Raw genomic sequence first — 24,492 nt, 5'->3', positions numbered from 1 at the left:
CTATTTGACCTCGACCACAGTGCCTTGCAACCGCTGCAAGGCTTCGTTCACCGCTTGCGGCATGAGCTGACGCAGGCAGTTGTAATGGCCGAAACGGCAGGTGCGATCGAAGCACGGGCTGCACTCGATGCCCAGGCGTACGATTTCCACGTGCTCGGCCAACGGTGGCGTGAAACCCGGCGACGTCGAGCCGTAGACCGCGACCAGCGGGCGGTTCAGCGCGGCGGCGACGTGCATCAGGCCGGAGTCGTTGGACACCACCGAGTCGGCACAGGACAGCAGGTCGATGGCTTCGGCCAGCGAGGTGCCGCCGCTGAGGTTGACCGATTCTTCGCGCAGGCCGGGAATCAGCCGCGCGCGGATCTCTTCGCCCACGGCGTGGTCGTTTTTCGAACCGAACAGCCAGACTTGCCAGCCTTCACGAATCTTCGTTTCGGCGACCTTGGCGTAATGCTCCGACGGCCAGCGCTTGGACTCGCCGAACTCGGCGCCGGGGCACAGGGCCAACACCGGACGGTCGAGGGTCAAGCCGAACCTGGCCAGCGCCGCCTCGCGGGTGACCGGGTCGATCTGCAGCGTCGGACGCGGATAGGGTTTTGGCAACTCGACGCCCGGCTCGTAGGCCAGAGCCATGAAGCGCTCGATCATCAGCGGATAACGATCTTTGTCCAGCGTGCGCACGTCATTGAGCAGGCCATAGCGGAATTCGCCACGCCAGCCGGTGCGTTTCGGGATGCCGGCAAAGAACGGCACCAGCGCCGACTTCAGGGAATTGGGCAACAGGATCGCCTGATCGTACTGGCCGGCCAGGGATTTACCGATGCGCCGGCGCGTCGCCAACTCCAGCACGCCATGACCGAGCGGAAAGCTCAAGGCCTGGCGAACTTCGGGCATGCGCTCAAGAATCGGCCGACTCCACTCGGGGGCCAGCACGTCGATTTCGCACTGCGGGTGGCGTTGCTTGAGACACTGGAAAAGTGTCTGCGCCATCACCATGTCACCGACCCAACTGGGCCCAACGATCAGAATTTTCATGTGGTTTCCATAAACGAACCGGGGAGGCCTACGCCTCCCCGCCTCGAGAATCTCTGCGGGAACATGCTGGCTTGCGATGGGTCATCACCTTCAACATTGCTGTCGACTGTCACTCCGCTATCGCGAGCAGGCTCGCTCCCACATTGGGTATTGGTGTACTTCGATCGGCATGACACTGCAGATCTACTGTGGGAGCGGGCTTGCCCGCGATGAGGGCGTCACATCCGAACATCAATGGTGACTGTGCCTCCGCTATCGCGAGCAAGCTCGCTCCCACAGGGGTATCGGGCGTATCAAAAATCCCGTTTCAGTTTAGCCCCAGCTCACGCCAGATCCGCATGACCTGCTGCCGTTCGTCCACGAACTGGTCGGCCGGTATCACCCCCGGGTTCTTCTGCAGAGCCTGCCGGTGGGCGGCGGAACGGTACGCTTTATACGCTTCACGCAACAGGCTGGCATCTTCGACGGGCATCAGCCCTTCGTGCTCCAGCTCTTCCAGAATGCGGATGTTATCGGTCCAGCGCAGCAATGGCGGGTGTGTTTCAGACCATGCCAGGGCCGCGTATTGCACCATAAATTCAATATCGACGATACCTCCGGCGTCCTGCTTGATATCGAACGGCGCCGTGGCTTCGTAGGCATTTGCCCCGGTACCGGCCGCCGTGCTCTTGCTGCCAAGATTATCGCGCATCTTGGCCCGCATCTCGCTGACCTCCTGGCGCAAGGTCGGCAAATCACGCGTCTTGCCCAATATCGCGGCACGGACTTTCTCGAAGGCCTGGCCGACATCCTGACTGCCCACCAGCACCCGCGCCCGCACCAGCGCCTGATGCTCCCAGGTCCAGGCTTCGTTCTCCTGATAACGGGCAAACGCCCCCAGAGAACTCACCAGCAATCCCGACGCACCGGACGGCCGCAGACGCATGTCCACTTCATACAACTGCCCGGAGTTGGTCTGCGCCGTCAGCAGGTGAATGATCCGCTGCCCCAGCCGGGTGAAAAATTGCGCGCCGTCGATGGGTTTGGGCCCATCGGTTTCAGCTTGCGGATCACCGTCGTGGATGAACACCAGGTCCAGGTCCGAACCATGCCCGAGTTCCAGGCCGCCGACTTTCCCATAACCGACAATGATGAAGCCGGGATCGCACAAGGTGCCATCGGTGCGCAGCGGCGTGCCGTACTTGGCCACGGTCTGGCGCCAGGCCAGTGCGAGCACCTGTTCCAGAATCGCTTCGGCGAGCCAGGTCAGGTAGTCGCTGACTTTCATCAACGGCAGGCTGCCGGCGATTTCCGATGCGGCCACCCGCAAGCGGTGCGCCAGCTTGAAGTGACGCAGCGCTTCCATTTGCTGCTCGAGGTCGTCCTCGGGAATCCGCGTCAGGCGCTCGCGCAACTCGGCTGCCAGTTCTGGCGCCAGTGGCGGCTTGAACAGTCGGCCTTCGTTGAGCAATTCGTCGAGCAGCAGCGGGAAACGGGTGATTTGCTCGGCGATCCACGGGCTCGCGGCGCACAGCGTCAGCAAACGCCGCAAGGCGCCAGGGTTCTCGGTCAGCAGCACCAGGTATGCAGAGCGACGGGCCACGGCTTCAACCAGCGGCAACACGCGTTCCAGCACCAGATCCGGTTTGGCATGTTCCACGGACTGCGCCAGCAAACGCGGAATAAACGCATCGAGACGTTCGCGCCCCAGACGCTGCATCGCCCGCAATTGCGGACTGCTGCGCAAGCCGGCCAAGGCTTTCAAGGCCTTGGGCGCATCCTTGAACCCACCCTCTTCAAGTTGGCGGCAAGCGGCCTCATCGTCCTGAGCCTCTTCCCACAGCGGCAACCACTCACCGCCGACCACCACTTCGCTTTCGGCACCCTGCTCTTCGTCGGGATCGGCGATCACCTGACCGAAGTGCCAGGCTACGCGGCCACGCCAGTACATCAGTTGTTCGTGGAAAGCCGTCCAGTTGGCGAAACCCAGCATAAAGGCAATGCGCGCCTGATCCTGCTCGCCATCGGGCAACATTTGCGTCTGGCGGTCAGCGATCGCCTGAATCGCATGTTCGGTGTAACGCAGGAATTCGTAGCCTTCGCGCAGCTCGCTGATCACCGCCGGCGGCAGATAACCCTGACCTTCCAGCGTGCTCAGCACCTTTAGTAGCGGGCGCTGCTGCAAGCTCAGATCGCGGCCGCCGTGGATCAGCTGGAACGCCTGGGCGATGAACTCGACTTCACGAATACCGCCGGATCCGAGCTTGATGTTGTCGGCCATGCCCTTGCGTCGCACTTCCTGCTGGATCAACTGCTTCATGGTGCGCAGCGCCTCGATGGCCGAGAAGTCCAGGTAACGCCGGTAAACGAATGGCCGCAGCATCTCTTGCAGTTGCGCGCCAGCCACCTGGTCACCGGCCACCACCCGCGACTTGATCATCGCGTAGCGTTCCCAGTCGCGACCCTGGTCCTGGTAATACTGCTCCAGCGCATTGAAGCTCAGCACCAGCGCGCCCGCCGAACCGTAGGGGCGCAAGCGCATGTCGACGCGGAATACAAAGCCGTCGACGGTCATCGGGTCCAGGGCCTTGATCAGCCGCTGGCCCAGACGAATGAAGAACTCCTGGTTATCCAGCGCGCGCTTCACACCGACGGTTTCGCCGCCCTCGGGATAGGCGAAAATCAGGTCGATGTCCGAAGACAGGTTCAACTCCACGGCACCGAGCTTGCCCATGCCGAGGATGACCATCTGCTGCGGCTCGCCGCTGCGCCGCCCGGTCGGCACGCCGAACTGCTGGCAATGCCGCACGTACAACCACTGATAGGCCTGATCGATGCTGGCATCGGCCATGTCCGAGAGGTCGCGGCAGGTCTGGACCAAATCGGCCTGGCGGGTCAGGTCGCGCCAGATGATCCGCACCTGATGGCGCGCGCGCTGGCGGCGCAGGGCACGGCCAAGCAGATCGTCGGTCTCGGCCGTGCTCACGGCGGCCGCGATCTGCGCGCACAATTCACCGGGCGCGTAGCTGCGGTCCAGCTCACCGGACTGCACCAACTGCAGCAACATCAAAGGGTCACGTACAGACTGTTCAATCACGAAATCGCTGGCGGCGGTGACGCGGGCAAATTGTGCCCAGCGCTCTGGCGACCAGGCAGACAGCCCGTGATCATCGTCCAGCGTGGCGACGGCAGCTCGGAACGACTGCTCGGCGCGGGTGACAAACGGCAGGAGAATGGCCGGCAGTTCGGCAAGCGAAGGGAGGCTCATGGTCTATCCTTGATCGGCGTACAACGGACTGCATGTAGTGGTTTGCGAAAACCCACTACCTGAAGGAGTGTCGAACAAAAGTTAGAAATAGCTGAAATTTCTTTTATTTTGGCAGCCAGCATCAAGCTTTTACCTTTTGTAGTTGGAAAAAGACCAACCTTAACGATTATTCTCACAACGCAGCCGGGGGCCACAAGCCGCTCATCTGTAGTTTTACTACTCGTATATACATTAGACGGGCTGAAATGCCGGATGATTTGTAGTAAAACTACACGCCGCCGGAACAACCTGTCGGCAATCCAAGAATTCATAACGTCTGCCCACAAGGCCAGTCGCTAACTCAGGCAACCGATTCTGGTAGCCTTTCCGCCCTGGAGCAAGCCATGCAAGACCTCGATCCCGTCGAAACCCAGGAATGGCTGGACGCCCTGGAATCGGTTCTCGACAAAGAAGGCGAAGACCGTGCTCACTATCTGATGACCCGTATGGGTGAACTGGCGACCCGCAGCGGTTCGCAGTTGCCTTACGCCATCACCACGCCTTACCGCAACACTATCCCCGTTACCCACGAAGCACGCATGCCTGGCGACCTGTTCATGGAACGCCGCATTCGCTCGCTGGTACGCTGGAACGCGATGGCCATGGTGATGCGTACGAACCTGAAAGATTCTGACCTCGGCGGTCACATCTCCAGCTTCGCTTCCAGTGCGACCCTTTATGACATCGGCTTCAACTACTTCTTCCAGGCCCCGACCGACGAACACGGCGGCGACCTGATCTACTTCCAGGGCCACACCTCGCCAGGCGTTTACGCCCGCGCATTCATGGAAGGCCGCATCACCGAAGACCAGATGAACAACTTCCGCCAGGAAGTCGACGGTCAGGGCCTGTCGTCCTACCCGCACCCTTGGCTGATGCCTGACTTCTGGCAGTTCCCGACCGTATCCATGGGTCTGGGCCCGATCCAGGCGATCTACCAGGCACGCTTCATGAAGTACCTGGAACACCGCGGCTTCATCCAGCCAGGCAAACAAAAAGTCTGGTGCTTCCTGGGCGACGGCGAGTGCGACGAGCCGGAGTCCCTTGGCGCGATCTCCCTGGCCGGCCGCGAGAAGCTGGACAACCTGATCTTCGTCATCAACTGCAACCTGCAGCGCCTCGACGGCCCGGTTCGCGGCAACGGCAAGATCATCCAGGAACTCGAAGGCGTGTTCCGCGGTGCTCAGTGGAACGTGACCAAAGTCATCTGGGGCCGTTTCTGGGACCCACTGCTGGCCAAGGACGTCGACGGCATCCTGCAACGCCGCATGGACGAAGTCATCGACGGCGAGTACCAGAACTACAAAGCCAAAGACGGCGCGTTCGTGCGTGAACACTTCTTCAACACGCCGGAACTCAAGGCGATGGTTGAAGACCTGTCCGACGACGAGATCTGGAAGCTCAACCGTGGCGGCCACGACCCGTACAAGGTCTACGCGGCGTACCATGAAGCGGTCAACCACAAGGAACAACCGACCGTCATCCTGGCCAAGACCATCAAGGGTTATGGCACCGGTGCCGGCGAAGCGAAAAACACTGCGCACAACACCAAGAAAGTCGATGTCGACAGCCTGAAGTTGTTCCGCGATCGTTTCGACATCCCGGTCAAGGACGACGAGCTGGAAAACCTGCCGTTCTTCAAACCGGAAGAAGGCAGCGCCGAAGCCCGTTACCTGAGCGAGCGCCGTACCGCACTGGGCGGTTTCGTGCCTCAGCGTCGCGCCAAGAGCTTCAACATCCCGACTCCGCCACTGGACACCCTCAAGGCGATCCTGGACGGCTCGGGCGACCGTGAAATCTCCACCACCATGGCCTTCGTGCGGATCCTCGCGCAACTGGTCAAGGACAAGGAAATCGGCCCGCGCATCGTGCCGATCATCCCGGACGAAGCCCGTACCTTCGGTATGGAAGGCATGTTCCGTCAGTTGGGCATCTACTCCTCCGTCGGCCAGCTCTACGAGCCAGTCGATAAAGACCAGGTGATGTTCTACAAGGAAGACCAGAAGGGCCAGATCCTCGAAGAAGGCATCAACGAAGCGGGCGCCATGAGCTCCTTCATCGCTGCCGGTACTTCGTACTCCAGCCACAACCAGCCGATGCTGCCGTTCTACATCTTCTACTCGATGTTCGGCTTCCAGCGTATTGGCGACCTGGCCTGGGCCGCTGGCGACAGCCGCACCCGTGGCTTCCTGATCGGCGGCACCGCCGGCCGTACCACCCTGAACGGTGAAGGCCTGCAACACGAAGACGGTCACAGCCACCTGCTGGCTGCCACCATCCCGAACTGCCGCACCTACGATCCAACCTACGGCTACGAGCTGGCGGTGATCATTCAGGACGGCATGAAGAAGATGACCGAAGAGCAACAGGACGTCTTCTACTACATCACCGTGATGAACGAGTCGTACCAGCAGCCAGCCATGCCGGCCGGTGCCGAAGAAGGCATCAAGAAAGGCATGTACCTGCTCGAGGAAGACAACCGCGAAGCAGCGCACCACGTTCAGCTGATGGGCTCCGGCACCATCCTGCGTGAAGTCCGTGAAGCCGCGAAGATCCTGCGTGAAGAGTTCAACGTCGGCGCCGACGTGTGGAGCGTTACCAGCTTCAACGAACTGCGTCGCGACGGCCTGGCCGTTGAGCGCAGCAACCGTCTGCACCCTGGCCAGAAGCCTAAGCTGAGCTACGTCGAAGAGTGCCTGAACGGCCGTAAGGGTCCGGTCATCGCCTCGACCGACTACATGAAACTGTTCGCCGAGCAGATCCGTCAGTGGGTACCGTCCAAGGAATTCAAAGTCCTGGGCACCGACGGTTTCGGCCGCAGCGACAGCCGCAAGAAACTGCGTCATTTCTTCGAAGTCGACCGTCATTTCGTGGTGTTGGCAGCCCTGGAAGCACTGGCTGACCGTGGTGACATCGAACCCAAGGTTGTGGCCGAGGCCATCGCCAAGTTCGGTATCAACCCGGAAAAACGCAACCCACTGGACTGCTGAGGAGAGATTCTGTGAGCGAACTCATTCGCGTACCTGACATCGGCAGCGGTGAAGGTGAAGTAATTGAACTGTTTGTGAAGGTCGGCGACCGTATCGAAGCCGACCAGAGCATCCTGACACTTGAGTCGGACAAGGCGAGCATGGAAGTGCCTGCGCCGAAGGCCGGTATCATCAAGAGCCTGAAAGTGAAGCTGGGCGACCGCCTGAAAGAAGGCGACGAACTGCTGGAGCTGGAAGTCGAAGGTGCCGCTGCTGCAGCTCCTGCGGCTGCGGCTGCCGCTGCGCCGGCTGCCAAGGCTGAAGCCAAGCCGGCTGCTGCTCCTGCAGCTGCCGCCCCTGCTGCTGCGCCGGCTGCCGCCAGCGTTCAGCAAGTGCACGTGCCGGACATCGGTTCGTCGGGCAAGGCCCAGATCATCGAGATCCAGGTCAAGGTCGGCGACACCGTCGCGGCTGATCAGTCGCTGATCACCCTGGAATCCGACAAGGCGAGCATGGAAATCCCGTCGCCTGCCGCTGGCGTGGTCAAGGCCATCAGCGTCAAGCTCAACGACGAAGTCGGCACCGGCGACCTGATCCTGGATCTGGAAGTGGCAGGTGCTGCGGCACCGGCTGCTGCTCCGGCCCAGGCAGCCGCTCCAGCTGCTGCCGCTACGCCTGCACCTGCAGCAGCTCCGGCTGCACCGGTTGCCGACAGCGTCCAGGACATCCACGTTCCGGACATCGGTTCGGCGGGCAAGGCCAAGATCATCGAAGTCCTGGTCAAGGCCGGCGACACCGTCGTGGCCGACCAGTCGCTGATCACCCTGGAATCCGACAAGGCCAGCATGGAGATTCCATCGCCAGCCGCTGGCGTGGTGGAAAGCGTTTCCATCAAGCTCGATGACGAAGTCGGTACCGGCGACCTGATCCTCAAACTGAAAGTCAAAGGCGCTGCCCCGGCTGCTGCACCGGCACCTGCCGCTGCTGCTCCGAGCGCTCCTGCTCCAGCCGCTACTGCTCCTGCCGCGGCCGCACCAGTTGCTGCCCCGGTCGCTGCTCCAGCCAAGCCTGGCGCAAAAGTTCACGCCGGCCCTGCCGTGCGTCAACTGGCCCGTGAGTTCGGCGTCGAGCTGAGCGCCGTGGGCGCCAGCGGTCCGCACGGTCGCATCCTGAAAGAAGACGTGCAGGTTTACGTCAAGGCCATGATGCAGAAGGCCAAGGAAGCACCGGCCGCTGCTGGCGGCGCAACCGGTGGCGCGGGCATCCCGCCGATTCCGGTCGTGGACTTCAGCCGCTTCGGTGAAATCGAAGAAGTGCCGATGACCCGCCTGATGCAGGTCGGTGCTGCCAACCTGCACCGCAGCTGGCTGAACGTGCCGCACGTGACGCAATTCGATTCGGCGGATATCACCGAACTCGAAGCGTTCCGTGTTGCCCAGAAAGCCGTTGCAGAGAAGGCCGGCGTCAAGCTGACCGTCCTGCCGTTGCTGCTCAAGTCCTGCGCACACCTGCTCAAGGAACTGCCGGACTTCAACAGCTCGCTGGCACCAAGCGGCAAAGCGATCATCCGCAAGAAGTACGTGAACATCGGCTTCGCCGTCGACACCCCGGATGGCCTGCTGGTACCGGTCATCAAGAACGTCGACCAGAAGAGCCTGCTGCAACTGGCTGCCGAAGCCGCTTCCCTGGCTGAAAAAGCCCGGACCAAGAAGCTTTCGTCGGACGAGATGCAAGGCGCCTGCTTCACCATTTCCAGCCTCGGCCACATTGGCGGCACCGGCTTCACGCCGATCGTCAACGCGCCGGAAGTGGCAATCCTCGGTGTTTCCAAGGCCACCATCCAGCCAGTCTGGGACGGCAAAGCCTTCCAGCCGAAACTGATGCTGCCACTGTCGCTGTCCTACGATCACCGCGTGATCAACGGCGCCGCTGCTGCACGCTTCACCAAGCGTCTGAGCGACCTGCTGGGCGACATCCGCACCATGCTCCTGTAATACCGACCGGCCCTCCTTCACCGGAGGGCCGATCGCGTTCCACGTTTCCGAGCGCCACGCTCGTACCTCAACCCCGCCAATTTGGCGGGGCTTTTTTTGCCTGAAGTTATTGTTTCAACACCTTCCTACATTTGTGGCTGATATCGCCCACAACTTGAATCCATTTCTGCCGAGTATTTATTCAGGCCAAATAATTAGTCTTGGCTGAACACCCAATTACATCCGAAATAACCAACTTCCTGATTAACTGGCAGCGAATGGACTCAAGTATGCTAAAACCAACTGTCGGCCCGATTATTGGCCACACAACAACTAATCACGCGCGTATTCTTGTACGCGGCCAAGCGCAAAACAGTGCACCCGTATTTGCCGGAATTCGTTACCGGCAGTCCGGGCATGAACAATGGCTTAATAGTGTCTTTGCAAGGCTGACATACCTGCAGGACATGTCCGATGTCATTGTTCTCAATAACCTGGCAGCCGATACCGAGTACGAATACCAGGCCGGCTGGTTCAGCACCCAGAGTACCGAACACACCGCGGATTTGCTGCAGGAACTGCCGCTGCAATGGCCACCAGAGCTCTATCGCTTGCGCACCCGGTCTGGCGCCGCCGGTACACCACAAGCCTATTTCGTCGGCTCATGTCGTTACCTGCGGATGACAGCTGGCATCCCGTCGGCACCACAACAGGGTGACCGGATATTTGCCTCGATGGGACAACTGGCAGAGCAAGCCGACCCACCGGTCAGCGCAGTACTGATGACTGGCGACCAGATCTATGCCGATGACTTGAATTTTTTTGCGCCTGACCGCGAATATCAGCAAATACTCGCAAAATACCATGCGGCTTTCTCCCAGCCGCATATTTCCAGGTTAATGGCCAATGTATCGACTTACATGATCCTCGACGACCATGAAATTAAAGACAACTGGCCGGACAAGAAAAGTTCGACCGATGAGGACTTATACAAAAACGCCATCACTGCATATGAGCTATATCAAGCCAGCCACAGCCCGGCATTTGAATTACTTGACGATGGCCGGATCAGCCGGATTCCGAATCACTACTGGTATCAGTTCGCCGATGGCGATATCGAATGGTTCGTCACCGATAGTCGCACCCGGCGCAACTTGTCCGCCGATGATCGACGCATGCTTGATGTCGAACAGGAACATGCCTTGTGCCAATGGCTGATCAACAGCCCTGCCCGGGTCAAGCTGGTGGTTACCAGCGTGATGTTCTTTCCCGACGCCAAACAGGATGGGAATGACGCCTGGGCCGGATTTTCCGGGCAACGGCTGCGGTTGCTCGAGTTCATTCGTTCACACCGGCTGAAGAATGTCATTTTCGTTTCCGGTGACATCCACGCCTCCTTGACCAGTCGACTGACCCACAGCGAAGACCCGGACTTCGAAGTGCACACCATCGTGTCGTCGCCATTGTGCAACACCAAACTGCTGCCCTATGCCAGTCAATCCAGCTTTATCCTCGACCGGCCACTGGCACGGAACGCTGCTGGCGAATATCGGCAGGAATTGAACGGCAAAGTCATCAGCCAGGATAACTTCGCGCACCTGGTCATCGATGCAGAGCGCATTCAGGTGAATTACCACGATCGAGATGGCAAGTTGCTGCAATCGACAGGCATTAATTTGCGCTGATGGCAAAAAAATCACAGCCTTCGAGACGCCCCCCCCTCAAGGCTGTGGCCTGATCAATAGCCATACTTTTTTGGGAAACTGCAGAAATCTTCGAGCCTGCCGACATACTCTTATAGCACTTAGCCTTCATCTCTCTTGTCAGTCGGTGTCGCAATGATGCAACCTTGCCGCAGGCAACAGTAAAGAGGGCGTGAGCCCAGCGCGTTCAGCATATTCGAAGCGAGTTTCCCTCCATGAAAAGCCAACCCGATGCCGCCAGCCGTATGGTGGCCGAGGTAGTGACGCAGTTGCCTGTGCCCTCGCGGCTCGGCATGCTGCGTTTCGAACGGCTTAATGAACCCAGCTGGGCGCTCCTGTTTCTCGACCCCAATTGCGAGCGCCAGTTCGGCCTGCCGGCCGTGGAGCTGTGCGCACTGGTGGGTTCGCCATACGCCAGCCTGATGGAGCCGGAAGCGCGCTATCAACTTCATGATGCGGTCCAGCACCAGCTGACTCAAAGCACGCATTACCTGATCCGCTACACCCTGCACACGGCCTCCGGCTCCCTGAATCTGCTGGAACTGGGCGAAGCCTACAAACAACACAATCGCCACCTGTTGCGCGGCTACTTGCTGGTCATTGACGGCCTGTACGAGGATGACCCGCTGCAACCGGCCCTGGATCTGGAAACCCGGAACTCGCGCCTGCAAATCGCCCTGGAGCTCAATCAGCGCGCCCAGCAGGAGCAGCTGCTGCATCTGGACCGGGTGCGCGCCCAGCAGGACCTGATCCTGCTGCTTACCCGTCAGCGCTACAGCAGCAACAACTCCTTGCGCGAAGCCGCCGAGCTGATCACCCGCAGTGCCTGCGACATTTACCAAATCGACTGCGCCAGCCTGTGGAGCCTCGAAGGTTCGATGCTGGTGCCGATCTCGGCCTATCACCGCACGAATCAGGAATACCTGCTGCCGCAGCCGATCGACGTCAGCGTGTTCCCCGATTACCTCGACGCCCTGCACACCGGTCGCGCCATCGACGCCCATAACGCCATGCACGACCCGCGCACCCGGGAGATGGCCGAAAGCCTGCGCCCGCGCGACGTCAACGCAATGCTCGACGCCAGCATCCGTGTCGATGGCCAGGTGGTTGGCGTTTTGTGCCTGGAGCAAATCGGTGCCACCCGTGCCTGGCAGTCGGATGAAATCGCCTTCGCCGGCGAACTGGCCGACCAGTTCGCCCAGGTCATCAGCAACCACAACCGGCGAACCGCTACCAGCGCCCTGCACCTGTTCCAACGTGCGGTCGAGCAAAGTGCCAACGCCTTTCTGCTGGTCAACTGCGACGGCGTGGTGGAGTACGTCAATCCGAGCTTCACCGCAATCACCCAGTACTCCACCGAAGAAGTGCACGGTCAGCGCCTGTCGGAACTGCCAGCCCTGGAAAACCTCAGCGAACTGCTGTTCGACGCGCCTTCGGCACTGGCCAAGAGCAACAGCTGGCAGGGCGAATTCAAGAGCCGCCGGAAAAACCTCGAACCCTACTGGGGCCAGTTGTCGATCTCCAAGGTTTATGGTGACAACCGCGAGCTGACCCACTACATCGGCATCTACGAAGACATCACCCAGACCAAGCTCGCTCAGCAGCGTATCGAGCGCCTTGCCTACACCGACAACCTGACCAATCTCGGCAACCGCCCGGCGTTCATCCGCAACCTCGATGAACGCTTCGCCCGCGACAGCGACGCGCCGATCAGCCTGTTGCTGGTGGACATCGACAACTTCAAGCGGATCAACGACAGCCTCGGCCACCAGACTGGCGACAAATTGCTGATCAGCCTGGCCCGACGCCTGCGCAACAGCCTGATCCCGAGCGGCAGCCTGGCGCGATTCGCCAGTAACGAATTCGCCGTGTTGCTGGACAACAGCGACCTCACGATGGGTCAGCAGGTGGCCAATCAGTTGCTGGCGACCCTCGACAAACCGATGTTCGTCGACAACCAGTTGATCAGCGTCACGGGCTCCGTGGGCCTGGCCTGCGCGCCGCTGCACGGGCGCGACCCGCAAACCCTGATGCGCAACGCCGGGCTGGCGCTGCACAAGGCCAAGGCCAACGGCAAACATCAGGTGCAAGTGTTCACCGAAGCGCTGAACGCCGAGGCCAGCTACAAGCTGTTCGTCGAAAACAACCTGCGCCGCGCCCTGACACAGAACGAACTCGACGTGTTCTACCAGCCCAAGCTATGCCTGCGCAGCGGCCGCTTGCTGGGCATGGAAGCATTGCTGCGCTGGGATCATCCGGAAAAGGGCATGATCCGCCCGGATCAGTTCATCAGCGTCGCCGAAGAAACCGGGCTGATCATTCCGATCGGCAAATGGATCGCCCGCCAGGCCTGCCGCATGAGCAAAGCGCTGACCGCCGCCGGCCTGGGCAACCTGCAAGTGGCGATCAACCTGTCGCCCAAGCAATTCTCCGATCCGGACCTGGTGGCTTCCATTGCCGCCATCCTCAAGGAAGAAGCCCTGCCGGCTCATTTGCTGGAGCTGGAGCTAACGGAAGGCCTGCTGCTGGAGGCCACCGAAGACACCCACTTGCAGCTCGACCAGCTCAAGCGCCTGGGCCTGACCCTGGCCATGGACGACTTCGGCACCGGTTACTCGTCGCTCAGTTACTTGAAAAAATTCCCCATCGACATCATCAAGATCGATCGAAGCTTCATCCACGAAATCCCGGACAACCAGGACGACATGGAAATCACCTCCGCGGTGATCGCCATGGCCCACAACCTGAAAATCAAGGTCGTGGCTGAAGGCATCGAAACCGCCGAGCAGTTGTCGTTCCTGCGCCGTCACCGCTGCGACGTCGGCCAGGGCTACCTGTTCGACCGTCCGATCCCGGGCAATGAGCTGATCGAAAAGCTCAAACGCTACCCGCGTGGCCCAATCGCCTGACAGACACAGAACCTGTGGGAGCGAGCTTGCTCGCGATAGCGGTGGATCAGTCGACATTGATGCTGAAAGTTATGCCCTCATCGCGAGCAAGCTCGCTCCCACAAGAGTAGTGCGTATCTGGCCGGCATTGGGCACACTGGCAGTCTGTTTATTTACAACCCAACCTGACTGAGAGGACTGATCATGGTTCTGCGCTCGGAAATTCTGGTGAACAAAAACGTGCTCCCTACTAAAGAACAAGCTCTGCCTGGCCGCGAAACCGCGATGACCCTGCCTGAAAAGCACTTTGTGTTTAAAGACACCCCCTTGCTCGGCCCGTTCTTCGAAGATGTCGACTTCGCGATCTTTGGCCTGGGCTGTTTCTGGGGTGCGGAACGCCGCTTCTGGCAGCGTGAAGGCGTGGTCAGCACCGTGGTGGGTTACGCCGGCGGCTTCACGCCAAACCCGACCTACGAAGAAGTCTGCTCGGGCCTGACCGGCCACGCCGAAGTGGTGCTGGTGGTGTATGACAAGGCCAAGGTCAGCTACCAGGAGCTGCTGGCGATGTTCTGGGAACTGCACAACCCGACTCAGGGCATGCGTCAGGGCAACGACATCGGCACCCAGTACCGCTCGGTGATCTACGCCACCTCGCCTGAACAACTGGAAGCCGCGCTCAAGAGCAAAGAAGCGTACCAGGCTGAGCTGTCCAAGGCCGGCCTCGGTGAAATCAGCACCGAAATCGACCAAGCCCCGACCGTCTACTTTGCAGAGACGTATCACCAGCAGTACCTGGCCAAGAATCCGGAAGGCTACTGCGGGATCGGCGGTACAGGCGTGACCTGCCCGATTTGATTACTGTAGGAGCGAGCTCGCTCGCGAAAAACCAAAGGGCGCCGCTGGGCACCTGGTTTTACGCGTTAACGTTCACGAACATCGTCGGAACGCCGCCCGGAGCTAGTTCGCTCCTACAAATCAACTCTCAGCGATCAACCAATCCATCCGCCACCCACCCTGGGTCTGTCCAAGCTTCTCGGACAACCACGGCAGCAGCTCACGCAACTCCTCCTCCAGCCCCCACGGCGGATTGGCAATCGCCAACCCGGAGCCATTCAGGCTGTTCGGCGTATCCAGCGGATGCACCAGCAACTCCACCCGCAACAACTTCGGCGCACCTGTACCGGCCAGGTCCTGGTAGAAACGACGCAGCGCACGCTGATCCTTCACCGGGTACCAGATCGCCGCCACGGTCTGGCGCATCCGGCCAATCGCTTCCTTGAGCGACGCGGCACAACGCTGCATCTCGTCGAGCTTCTCGAACGGCGGATCGATCAACATCACCGCACGCTTCTCCGGCACCGGCAGCAAGGCCCGCGACACATGCCAGCCTTCGCCCAGGTGCACCTTGACCCGACGATCGCCGGCCATGTTGTCCTTGAGCAGCACGCCGTCTTCCGGGTGCTTCTCGTTGAGCAACACACGGTCCTGCGGGCGAGTCAAACGTCGCGCCAGCTCTGGCGACCCCGGGTAATAGCGCAACTGGCCATCCGGGTTCATCTCGTGCAGCACCTGCATGTAATCAGCGGTCAGGATCGGCAGATCCGGCTGCCCCCACAAACGCGCAATGCCTTCCAGGTACTCACCGGTACGGCTGGCCTGGTCACCCTGAAGGTCATACAGACCGATGCCGGCGTGGGTGTCGAGATAGGCAAACGGCTGCTCCTTGCGCGACATCAGGGCGATGAGGCGGGTCAAGGTCAGGTGTTTGAACACATCGGCGTGATTGCCGGCATGGAAGGCGTGACGATAATTCATGGTTGCTCCTGCGAAGGCCGGGAAGTTTACCTTTTACCGGCCGGCAAGTCAGGGGTTGGCGACTGAGCGGACACTTCAAGCATTCATAGCGGCAACAAGCACACACCATCACTCGACAAATTCAGAAGCGCCTCACAACAGGAAGACTCCCGAACCAGCAAACCGGTGTGATAGCGTTCTTTGTCGAAAAGAGCAAAGGACGCACAAATGACCATTCGCTACGCAAAGATTGCAATGACCCTGGCGCTCGCCGCATTCGCCTTCATGACCGTGTTCAACAACATCACCGACTACGGTTCCAACTTCAACTTCGTCCGGCATGTGCTGAGCATGGATACCACCTTCCCTGACAACGCCGCCCGGTATCGCGCAATTGATCTGCCTTGGGTGTGGCATGGGGCTTACTGGCTGATCATCCTTGGCGAAGCCATTACCTGCGGACTTCTTGGCTACGGCGCACTGCAGCTCTGGCGCTCGCGGTCAGCCGGTGGGCATGAGTTCAGACAGGCCAGGAAGTGGGCCGTAGCGGGTTTGACGACCGGGTTTTTCGTGTGGTTTTTCGGCTTCATGGTTGTTGGAGGTGAGTGGTTTCTGATGTGGCAATCCGATATCTGGAATGGTCAGGACGCAGCCTTCAGGTTCTACATGGCAATACTGGGCGTGCTGATCTTTCTGAATCAGCCCGATACCGATCTTGACTGATCCCCAATAAAAAACGGCCCGCACCATAAAGCTGCGAGCCGTTCTTTTATCAGGGATGGGAAGCACTCCCCCCATCACTCATCACTTGTTCAGACGATAATCACGCTCTGCAGCCTCAAAGCGCTGGAACATGCCGGCAGTCGGCGTGCCCATCTTGCTGACGAAGTAGATCGCCAGGCTGGCGAAGATGAAGCCCGGGATGATTTCGTACAGGCCCAGCAGTTCGAAGTGCTTCCAGACGATCACGGTGATCGCGCCGACCAGGATACCGGCCAGTGCGCCGTTGCGGGTCATGTCTTTCCAGATCACGGAAATCAGTACGACCGGACCGAATGCGGCACCGAAGCCGGCCCAGGCGTAGCTCACCAGGCCCAATACACGGTTTTCCGGGTTGGATGCCAGGGCGATCGCCACCAGGGCAACCAACAACACCATCGCACGACCGACCCAGACCAGTTCCAGCTGCGAAGCGGATTTACGCAGGAAGGTCTTGTAGAAGTCTTCGGTCAGGGCGCTCGAGCACACCAGCAACTGGCAGCTCAGGGTGCTCATCACCGCCGCCAGAATGGCCGACAGCAGGATACCCGCGATCCATGGGTTGAACAGGATCTTGGCCAGTTCAATGAACACACGCTCGTGGTTCTCGGAAACCGCGCCAGCCACTTCCGGGTGTGCCGAGAAGTAGGCGATACCGAAGAAGCCCACAGCCACGGTGCCGCCCAGGCACAGGATCATCCAGGTCATGGAGATGCGACGGGCGTTGGCAATCGATTTCACCGAATCAGCCGCCATGAAACGCGCGAGGATGTGCGGCTGACCGAAGTAGCCCAGACCCCAGCCCATCAGCGAGATGATGCCGATGAAAGTGGTGCCCTTGAGCATGTCGAAGTTGCTTGGATCTTGCGCTTCGATGGCCAGGAAGGTGGTGTCGACACCACCGGTTGCCAGCAGCACGATGATTGGCGTCAGGATCAACGCGAAGATCATCAGGGTGGCTTGTACGGTATCGGTCCAGCTTACGGCCAGGAATCCGCCGATAAAGGTGTAGGCAATCGTCGCCGCAGCACCGGCCCACAGCGCCGTCTCGTAGGACATGCCGAAGGTGCTTTCGAACAGACGGGCACCGGCCACGATGCCGGAAGCGCAGTAGATGGTGAAGAACACCAGGATCACGACCGCGGAGATGATCCGCAGCAGGCCGCTCTTGTCTTCGAAACGGCTGGCGAAGTAGTCCGGCAGGGTCAGTGCATCACCGTTGTGCTCGGTTTGCACACGCAGACGGCCGGCGACGAACAGCCAGTTCAGGTAGGCGCCGACGATCAGGCCGATGGCGATCCAGCTTTCGGAAAGACCGGACATGTAGATCGCGCCAGGCAAGCCCATCAACAACCAGCCGCTCATGTCGGAGGCACCGGCGGACAGTGCAGTCACGACGCTGCCCAGGCTGCGACCACCCAGAATGTAGTCGGAAAGGTTGTTGGTGGAGCGATAGGCCATCAAGCCGATCAGCACCATTGCTGCGATGTAGATCACGAACGTGATCAGGGTTGGATTGCTTACGCTCATTAAGTTACGCCCTGGCTTTGTTTTTATGTAGCGGCGGCTGGTGAACCGCTCGCAAACGCATACGTTTGACAGACGATTCGGATTCCCGCGCATTTATGACTGATGTTTCCCCAGGAAAGCCATCAGCCGGAGCACCCGGTTTCTGTCCGGGTTGCACCTTGGGCGCGAATGCTATTCAACAAAGTAAATATGGTGCAACCTGTTTCTTGAGATTAAGTTGCACCCTTTTCAATTTGCGACAAATCCTACGGTTTTTGCTCCCTTTTAGCGCAGTCCAGCCGCTTTGCTAGAAGAAAAAGCACCAAGCAAGCGCGGTACAGGCGTACCAGAATTTATTTCCTGACGAGCCGCGTAATATTCCGACAAAAAAAGGGTTGCACCCGGTTGCACCTCAACAGTTGCACGGCTAATCTTGGCGCCAGCTGATGCCACGCAGTCGTGGCAAACATGAGGATAAAAACATGGCTACCACCACCCTTGGGGTCAAACTTGACGACCCGACCCGCGAACGCCTCAAGGCCGCCGCGACCTCGATTGATCGCACGCCGCACTGGTTGATCAAGCAGGCAATCTTCAATTACCTGGAAAAACTCGAGGGTGGTGCAACCCTGACCGAGCTGAGCGGTTTGACCAAGGATTCCGACGACAGCGTCGACGCGCCTCTGGATCACGCCCACCAGTGCTTCCTCGAATTCGCCGAAAGCATCCTCCCGCAGTCGGTTCTGCGCGCCTCGATCACCGCCGCCTATCGCCGCCCTGAGCCGGAAGTCGTGCCGATGCTGATCGAGCAGGCTCGCCTGCCGGCACCGATGTGCGACGCCACCAACAAACTCGCCGCCTCGATTGCTGAAAAACTGCGCAATCAGAAGAGCGCCGGCGGTCGTGCCGGCATCGTTCAGGGCCTGCTGCAGGAATTTTCCCTGTCGTCCCAGGAAGGCGTGGCGCTGATGTGCCTGGCCGAAGCGCTGCTGCGTATCCCGGACAAAGGCACCCGTGACGCCCTGATCCGCGACAAGATCAGCACCGGCAACTGGCAGCCGCACCTGGGCAACAGCCCTTCGCTGTTCGTCAACGCTGCCACCTGGGGCCTGCTGCTGACCGGCAAGCTTGTATCCACGCACAACGAGGCCGGCCTGACTTCGTCCCTGAGCCGCATCATCGGCAAGAGCGGCGAACCGATGATCCGCAAGGGCGTCGACATGGCCATGCGCCTGATGGGCGAGCAGTTCGTGACCGGCGAAACCATCGCCGAAGCCCTGGCCAACGCCAGCAAGTTCGAAGCCAAGGGCTTCCGTTATTCCTACGACATGCTGGGTGAAGCTGCACTCACCGAGCACGACGCACAGAAGTACCTGGCCTCGTACGAACAAGCCATCCACTCGATCGGCAAAGCGTCCCACGGTCGCGGGATTTATGAAGGCCCGGGCATTTCCATCAAGCTGTCGGCCCTGCACCCTCGCTACAGCCGCGCCCAGTACGAGCGCGTGATGGATGAGCTGTACCCGCGCCTGCTGTCGCTGACCCTGCTGGCCAAGCAGTACGACATCGGCCTGAACATCGACGCCGAAGAAGCAGATCGCCTCGAACTGTCGCTGGATCTGCTCGAACGCCTGTGCTTCGAGCCGCAACTGACCGGCTGGAACGGCATCGGTTTCGTGATCCAGGCTTATCAGAAGCGTTGCCCGTATGTAATCGACTACGTGATCGACCTGGCTCGTCGCAGCCGTCATCGCCTGATGATCCGCCTGGTAAAAGGCGCGTACTGGGACAGCGAAATCAAGCGCGCCCAGGTCGAAGGCCTGGAAGGCTACCCGGTCTATACCCGCAAGGTGTACACCGACGTGTCCTACATCGCTTGCGCACGCAAGCTGCTGTCGGTGCCTGAAGTCATCTACCCGCAGTTCGCCACGCACAACGCCCACACCCTGTCGGCCATTTATCACATCGCCGGTCAGAACTATTACCCGGGCCAGTACGAGTTCCAGTGCCTGCATGGCATGGGTGAACCGCTGTACGAACAGGTTGTAGGTAAAGTCTCCGAAGGCAAGCTGAACCGTCCGTGCCGCGTGTACGCACCGGTCGGTACCCACGAAACCCTGCTGGCTTATCTGGTGCGTCGCCTGCTGGAAAACGGCGCGAACACCTCGTTCGTCAACCGTATCGCCGACCAGTCGATTTCGATCCAGGAACTGGTGGCCGATCCGGTGGCGAGCATCGAACAGATGGCGACCGTGGAAGGTGGTTTCGGCCTGCCGCACCCGCGCATTCCGTTGCCGCGTGACCTGTATGGCTCCGAACGCGCCAACTCCAGCGGCATCGACATGGCCAACGAACATCGCCTGGCGTCCCTGTCCTGCGCGCTTCTTGCTACCGCACACAACCACTGGAAAGCCGCACCGATACTCGGCTGCGCATCCAGCAACGAAGCCCCGGCTCCCGTGCTGAACCCGTCCGATCTGCGTGACGTGGTCGGCCATGTGCAGGAAGCCACCGTCGAAGACGTCGACAACGCGATCCAGTGCGCCCTCAACGCTGCACCGATCTGGCAGGCCACCCCGCCCGCCGAACGCGCCGCGATCCTGGAACGTGCCGCCGACCTGATGGAAGCCGAGATCCAGCCGCTGATGGGCCTGCTGGCCCGCGAAGCCGGCAAGACCTTCGCCAACGCCATCGCTGAGGTCCGCGAGGCCGTGGACTTCCTGCGTTATTACGCGGTGCAGGCACGCAACGATTTCACCAACGACGCTCACCGCCCGCTGGGTCCAGTGGTGTGCATCAGCCCGTGGAACTTCCCACTGGCAATCTTCAGTGGTCAAGTGGCTGCTGCGCTGGCCGCCGGTAACCCGGTATTGGCCAAGCCTGCGGAACAGACTCCGCTGGTCGCCGCTCAAGCCGTGCGCCTGCTGCTCGAAGCCGGCATTCCCGAGGGCGTGCTGCAACTGCTGCCGGGTCGCGGTGAAACCGTGGGTGCCGGCCTGGTCGGCGACGATCGCGTCAAAGGCGTGATGTTCACCGGCTCCACCGAAGTCGCGCGCTTGCTGCAACGCAACATTGCCGGCCGCTTGGACAGCCAAGGTCGCCCGATCCCGCTGATCGCCGAAACCGGTGGCCAGAACGCGATGATCGTCGACTCTTCGGCACTGACCGAACAGGTGGTGATCGACGTGGTTTCGTCGGCCTTCGACAGCGCCGGCCAGCGTTGCTCGGCCCTGCGCGTCCTGTGCCTGCAGGAAGATTCCGCCGACCGCGTCATCGAAATGCTCAAGGGCGCGATGGCTGAAAGCCGTCTTGGCAACCCTGAGCGTCTGTCCGTGGACATCGGCCCGGTCATCGACGCCGAAGCCAAGGCTGGCATCGAGAAGCACATCCAGACCATGCGCGACAAAGGTCGCAGCGTGTACCAGGTGGCCATCGCCGATGCTGAAGAAGTCAAACGCGGCACCTTCGTGATGCCGACCCTGATCGAGCTGGAAAGCTTCGACGAGTTGCAGCGGGAGATCTTCGGCCCGGTGCTGCACGTGGTTCGCTACAAACGCAAGGACATCGATCAACTGATCGGTCAGATCAACGCTTCCGGCTACGGCCTGACCCTGGGTGTGCACACCCGCATCGACGAGACCATCGCCAAGGTGATCGACAACGTCAATGCCGGTAACGTCTACGTCAACCGCAACATCGTCGGTGCCGTGGTCGGCGTGCAGCCGTTCGGCGGCGAAGGCCTGTCGGGTACCGGCCCGAAAGCCGGTGGCCCGCTGTACCTGTACCGCCTGCTGTCGACCCGCCCTGCGGATGCGATCGAACAATCCTTCGCTCGTGGCGATGCCGCCGCAGCACCGGACGTTCGTCTGCGCGACGCCATGAGCAAGCCGCTGACCGCCCTGAAAGCCTGGGCCGACAGCCACAAGTTCGCCGACCTGAGCACCCTGTGCGTGCAGTTCGCCGCGCAATCGCAAAGCGGCATCACCCGCGTTCTGGCCGGCCCGACCGGCGAGCGCAACAACTATGCGATCCTGCCACGGGAACACGTGCTGTGCCTGGCGGAAGTCGAAGGCGACCTGCTGACTCAACTGGCGGCGGTACTGGCTGTCGGCGGTTCGGCGGTTTGGCCGGAAGGTGAACTGAGCAAGGCACTGTTCGCACGTCTGCCGAAGGATATTCAGGCGCGCATCAAGCTGGTTTCCGACTGGAACAAGGACGAAGTGGTGTTTGACGCGGTTGTGCATCACGGCCATTCCGACCAGTTGCGTGCGGTTTGCCAGCAGGTTGCCAAGCGTGCTGGTGCGATTGTCGGGGTTCAGGGCCTGTCGCAGGGCGAGACCAGTATTGCGCTGGAGCGTTTGGTGATCGAGCGGGCGTTGAGCGTCAACACGGCGGCGGCGGGTGGTAACGCGAGCTTGATGACCATCGGCTAAACCCGATAAGCCAGGCAGCCACGATAGCTGCCTGGCAATCAAATCCCTGTGGGAGCGGGCTTGCTCGCGAAAGCGGACTGTCAGTCAACTTAAATGTTGAATGTGACGACCTCTTCGCGAGCAAGCCCGCTCCCACAATTGTTTATGGCGCCTGTTAAGTTGGCGCTCTGGCCTACCATCACGCTCATCAATCATCCTGTTCAGCCTTTATTCCCAACCTTAGACTCGGCCCATCCCAACAAAAGGTAGGCCGCCATGTCCGAGACATTGCTCAGTTCCCGCAATCTGGCTTTCGAGCTGTATGAAGTCCTCGATGCCGAGGGCCTGACCCAGCGTGAACGTTTCGCCGAGCACAATCGCGAAACCTTCGATGCGGCCATTGGCACTGCCCGCAGCATCGCCGAGAGGTTCTTCGCCCCGCACAACCGCAAGGGCGACGAGCATGAGCCGCGCTATGAGAACGGTCAGGCGATTCTGATTCCGGAAGTGAAACCGGCGGTGGATGCTTTCCTCGAAGCCGGCTTCCTCAACGCCGCGCGCAGCTTCGACGCCGGCGGCATGCAACTTCCTACGCTGCTGTCCCAAGCCTGCTTCGCACACTTCCAGTCGGCCAACGCCGCGTCGACCTCTTATCCGTTCCTGACCATGGGCGCGGCCAACCTGATCGAAAGCTTCGGCACCGATGAGCAGAAACGCCGCTTCCTGCAACCGATGATCGACGGCCGTTTCTTCGGCACCATGGCCCTGACCGAACCCCACGCGGGCTCATCGCTGTCGGATATTCGTACCCGCGCCGAGCCTGCGTCCGACGGCACTTATCGCCTCAAGGGCAACAAGATCTTCATTTCCGGTGGCGATCATCCGCTGTCGGAAAACATCGTGCACATGGTCCTGGCCAAGCTGCCGGACGCGCCCGCCGGGGTGAAGGGCATTTCGCTGTTCATCGTGCCCAAGTTCCTGGTCAACGATGACGGCAGCCTCGGCCAGCGCAACGACGTGTTGCTGGCCGGGCTGTTCCACAAGATGGGCTGGCGCGGCACCACGTCCACCGCACTGAATTTCGGCGATAACGGCGAGTGTGTCGGCTATCTGGTGGGCAAGCCGCACCAGGGCTTGAGCTACATGTTCCAGATGATGAACGAGGCGCGGATTGGCGTCGGCATGGGCGCGGTGATGCTCGGCTACGCCGGCTACCTGTACTCGCTGGAATATGCCCGCGAACGTCCGCAAGGTCGCGTGCCGGACAGCAAGGACCCGAACACTGCGCCGGTAGCGATCATCCAGCACGCCGACGTCAAACGCATGCTGCTGACACAAAAGGCCTACGTTGAAGGCTCGTTCGACCTCGGCCTGTACGCGGCGCGACTGTTCGACGACACCACTACCCTTGCAACCGAAGCCGAGCGCAAGCAGGCCCATGAACTGCTGGACCTGCTGACGCCGATCGTCAAATCCTGGCCGTCGGAGTTCTGCCTGAAGGCCAACGAACTGGCGATCCAGATCCTCGGCGGCCATGGCTACACCCGTGAATACCCAGTGGAGCAGTACTATCGCGACAACCGCCTGAACCCGATCCACGAAGGCACCCACGGCATTCAGTCGCTGGACCTGCTGGGGCGCAAACTGGCGCAGAACGGTGGCGCGGGGCTCAAGCAACTGATCCGCCTGATCGCCGACACCGCCGAGCGTGCCCAGGCGTTCGAGTCGCTGACGCCGCTGCGCGAGCCGCTAGAGAAACTGGTGGCGCGTCTGCAGGCCGTGACCATTGGCCTACTGACCGACCTGGCTCAGGGCAAGGTCAACAGCAGCCTGGCGAACTCGGCGCTGTACCTGAAAGTGTTCGGGCACACGGTGATCGGCTGGCGTTGGCTGGAACAGGCCATTCGTGCCGAGGAAGGGCTGGCCAAGGGCAGTGCGGCGGATGTGAGTTTCTATAAAGGCAAGTTGCAGGCGGCGCGCTACTTCCTGACGTGGGAAGTACCGGGGTGCCACCATGAACTGGCGATTCTTGAGGCGCGGGATGATGTTTGCCTGGGCATGCAGGATGAGTGGTTCTAGCTCCAAATACTTGTAGTGCTGCTTAGATCCATTCGCGAGCAAGCCCGCTCCCACAGGTGAATGTATTTCAAATGTGGGAGCGGGC

12 protein-coding genes are annotated in these 24,492 nt (G+C 60.5%); 8 read left to right on the top strand and 4 right to left on the bottom strand.

Going from position 1 to position 24,492, the window contains the following annotated elements:
* A complete protein-coding gene (gene waaF / locus ACXX83_RS26900) occupies positions 1–1,035 on the bottom strand; it encodes a lipopolysaccharide heptosyltransferase II (protein ID WP_015093185.1) in 1,035 nt (344 codons plus the stop codon).
* Positions 1,036–1,342: 307 nt separating this feature from the next.
* Positions 1,343–4,282: a bifunctional [glutamate--ammonia ligase]-adenylyl-L-tyrosine phosphorylase/[glutamate--ammonia-ligase] adenylyltransferase gene (glnE, locus tag ACXX83_RS26895; RefSeq protein WP_458550051.1), complete on the bottom strand. Its 2,940-nt coding sequence runs from the start codon at positions 4,280–4,282 to the stop codon at positions 1,343–1,345.
* A gap of 383 nt (positions 4,283–4,665) precedes the next feature.
* Between glnE and aceE the strand changes: the two genes are divergently transcribed.
* From aceE to msrA, 5 genes are all read left to right on the top strand, one after another.
* Positions 4,666–7,311, top strand: a complete 2,646-nt coding sequence (aceE, locus tag ACXX83_RS26890; protein WP_015093183.1) for a pyruvate dehydrogenase (acetyl-transferring), homodimeric type — start codon at positions 4,666–4,668, stop codon at positions 7,309–7,311.
* An 11-nt stretch (positions 7,312–7,322) separates the two neighbouring features.
* Positions 7,323–9,284 (top strand): dihydrolipoyllysine-residue acetyltransferase, encoded by a 1,962-nt coding sequence (gene aceF, locus ACXX83_RS26885; protein WP_458550050.1) that lies wholly within the window; start codon positions 7,323–7,325, stop codon positions 9,282–9,284.
* Between the two features lie 269 nt (positions 9,285–9,553).
* Positions 9,554–10,948: an alkaline phosphatase D family protein gene (locus ACXX83_RS26880; RefSeq protein WP_458550234.1), complete on the top strand. Its 1,395-nt coding sequence runs from the start codon at positions 9,554–9,556 to the stop codon at positions 10,946–10,948.
* A 233-nt stretch (positions 10,949–11,181) separates the two neighbouring features.
* On the top strand, positions 11,182–13,875 hold the full coding sequence (locus tag ACXX83_RS26875; protein WP_095964659.1) for a putative bifunctional diguanylate cyclase/phosphodiesterase: 2,694 nt from the start codon (positions 11,182–11,184) through the stop codon (positions 13,873–13,875).
* Positions 13,876–14,058: 183 nt separating this feature from the next.
* Positions 14,059–14,709, top strand: coding sequence for a peptide-methionine (S)-S-oxide reductase MsrA (gene msrA, locus ACXX83_RS26870; protein ID WP_015093179.1), 651 nt, complete (start codon positions 14,059–14,061; stop codon positions 14,707–14,709).
* Between the two features lie 120 nt (positions 14,710–14,829).
* Here msrA and ACXX83_RS26865 read toward each other — a convergent pair whose 3' ends face one another.
* Positions 14,830–15,669, bottom strand: coding sequence for a 23S rRNA (adenine(2030)-N(6))-methyltransferase RlmJ (locus ACXX83_RS26865; protein WP_217836998.1), 840 nt, complete (start codon positions 15,667–15,669; stop codon positions 14,830–14,832).
* Positions 15,670–15,876: 207 nt separating this feature from the next.
* On the opposite strand from ACXX83_RS26865, the gene ACXX83_RS26860 reads away from it, so the two are divergent.
* A complete protein-coding gene (locus tag ACXX83_RS26860) occupies positions 15,877–16,371 on the top strand; it encodes a DUF2165 family protein (RefSeq protein WP_007971825.1) in 495 nt (164 codons plus the stop codon).
* Between the two features lie 81 nt (positions 16,372–16,452).
* Here the strand turns inward: ACXX83_RS26860 and putP are convergent, their stop codons facing one another.
* Complete coding sequence (gene putP, locus ACXX83_RS26855; RefSeq protein WP_458550049.1) at positions 16,453–17,937, bottom strand: sodium/proline symporter PutP; 1,485 nt, start codon at positions 17,935–17,937, stop codon at positions 16,453–16,455.
* Positions 17,938–18,398: 461 nt separating this feature from the next.
* On the opposite strand from putP, the gene putA reads away from it, so the two are divergent.
* Both putA and ACXX83_RS26845 read left to right on the top strand, forming a co-directional pair.
* Entirely contained in the window at positions 18,399–22,349 is a 3,951-nt protein-coding gene (putA, locus tag ACXX83_RS26850; RefSeq protein WP_458550048.1) for a trifunctional transcriptional regulator/proline dehydrogenase/L-glutamate gamma-semialdehyde dehydrogenase, read from the top strand.
* A 255-nt stretch (positions 22,350–22,604) separates the two neighbouring features.
* Positions 22,605–24,407, top strand: coding sequence for an acyl-CoA dehydrogenase (locus ACXX83_RS26845; protein WP_458550047.1), 1,803 nt, complete (start codon positions 22,605–22,607; stop codon positions 24,405–24,407).
* The last annotated feature ends 85 nt before the right edge of the window (positions 24,408–24,492 follow it).

It is taken from the genome of Pseudomonas sp. GNP012, assembly GCF_054343835.1.
This window is presented reverse-complemented; position numbering and strand designations above follow the sequence as displayed.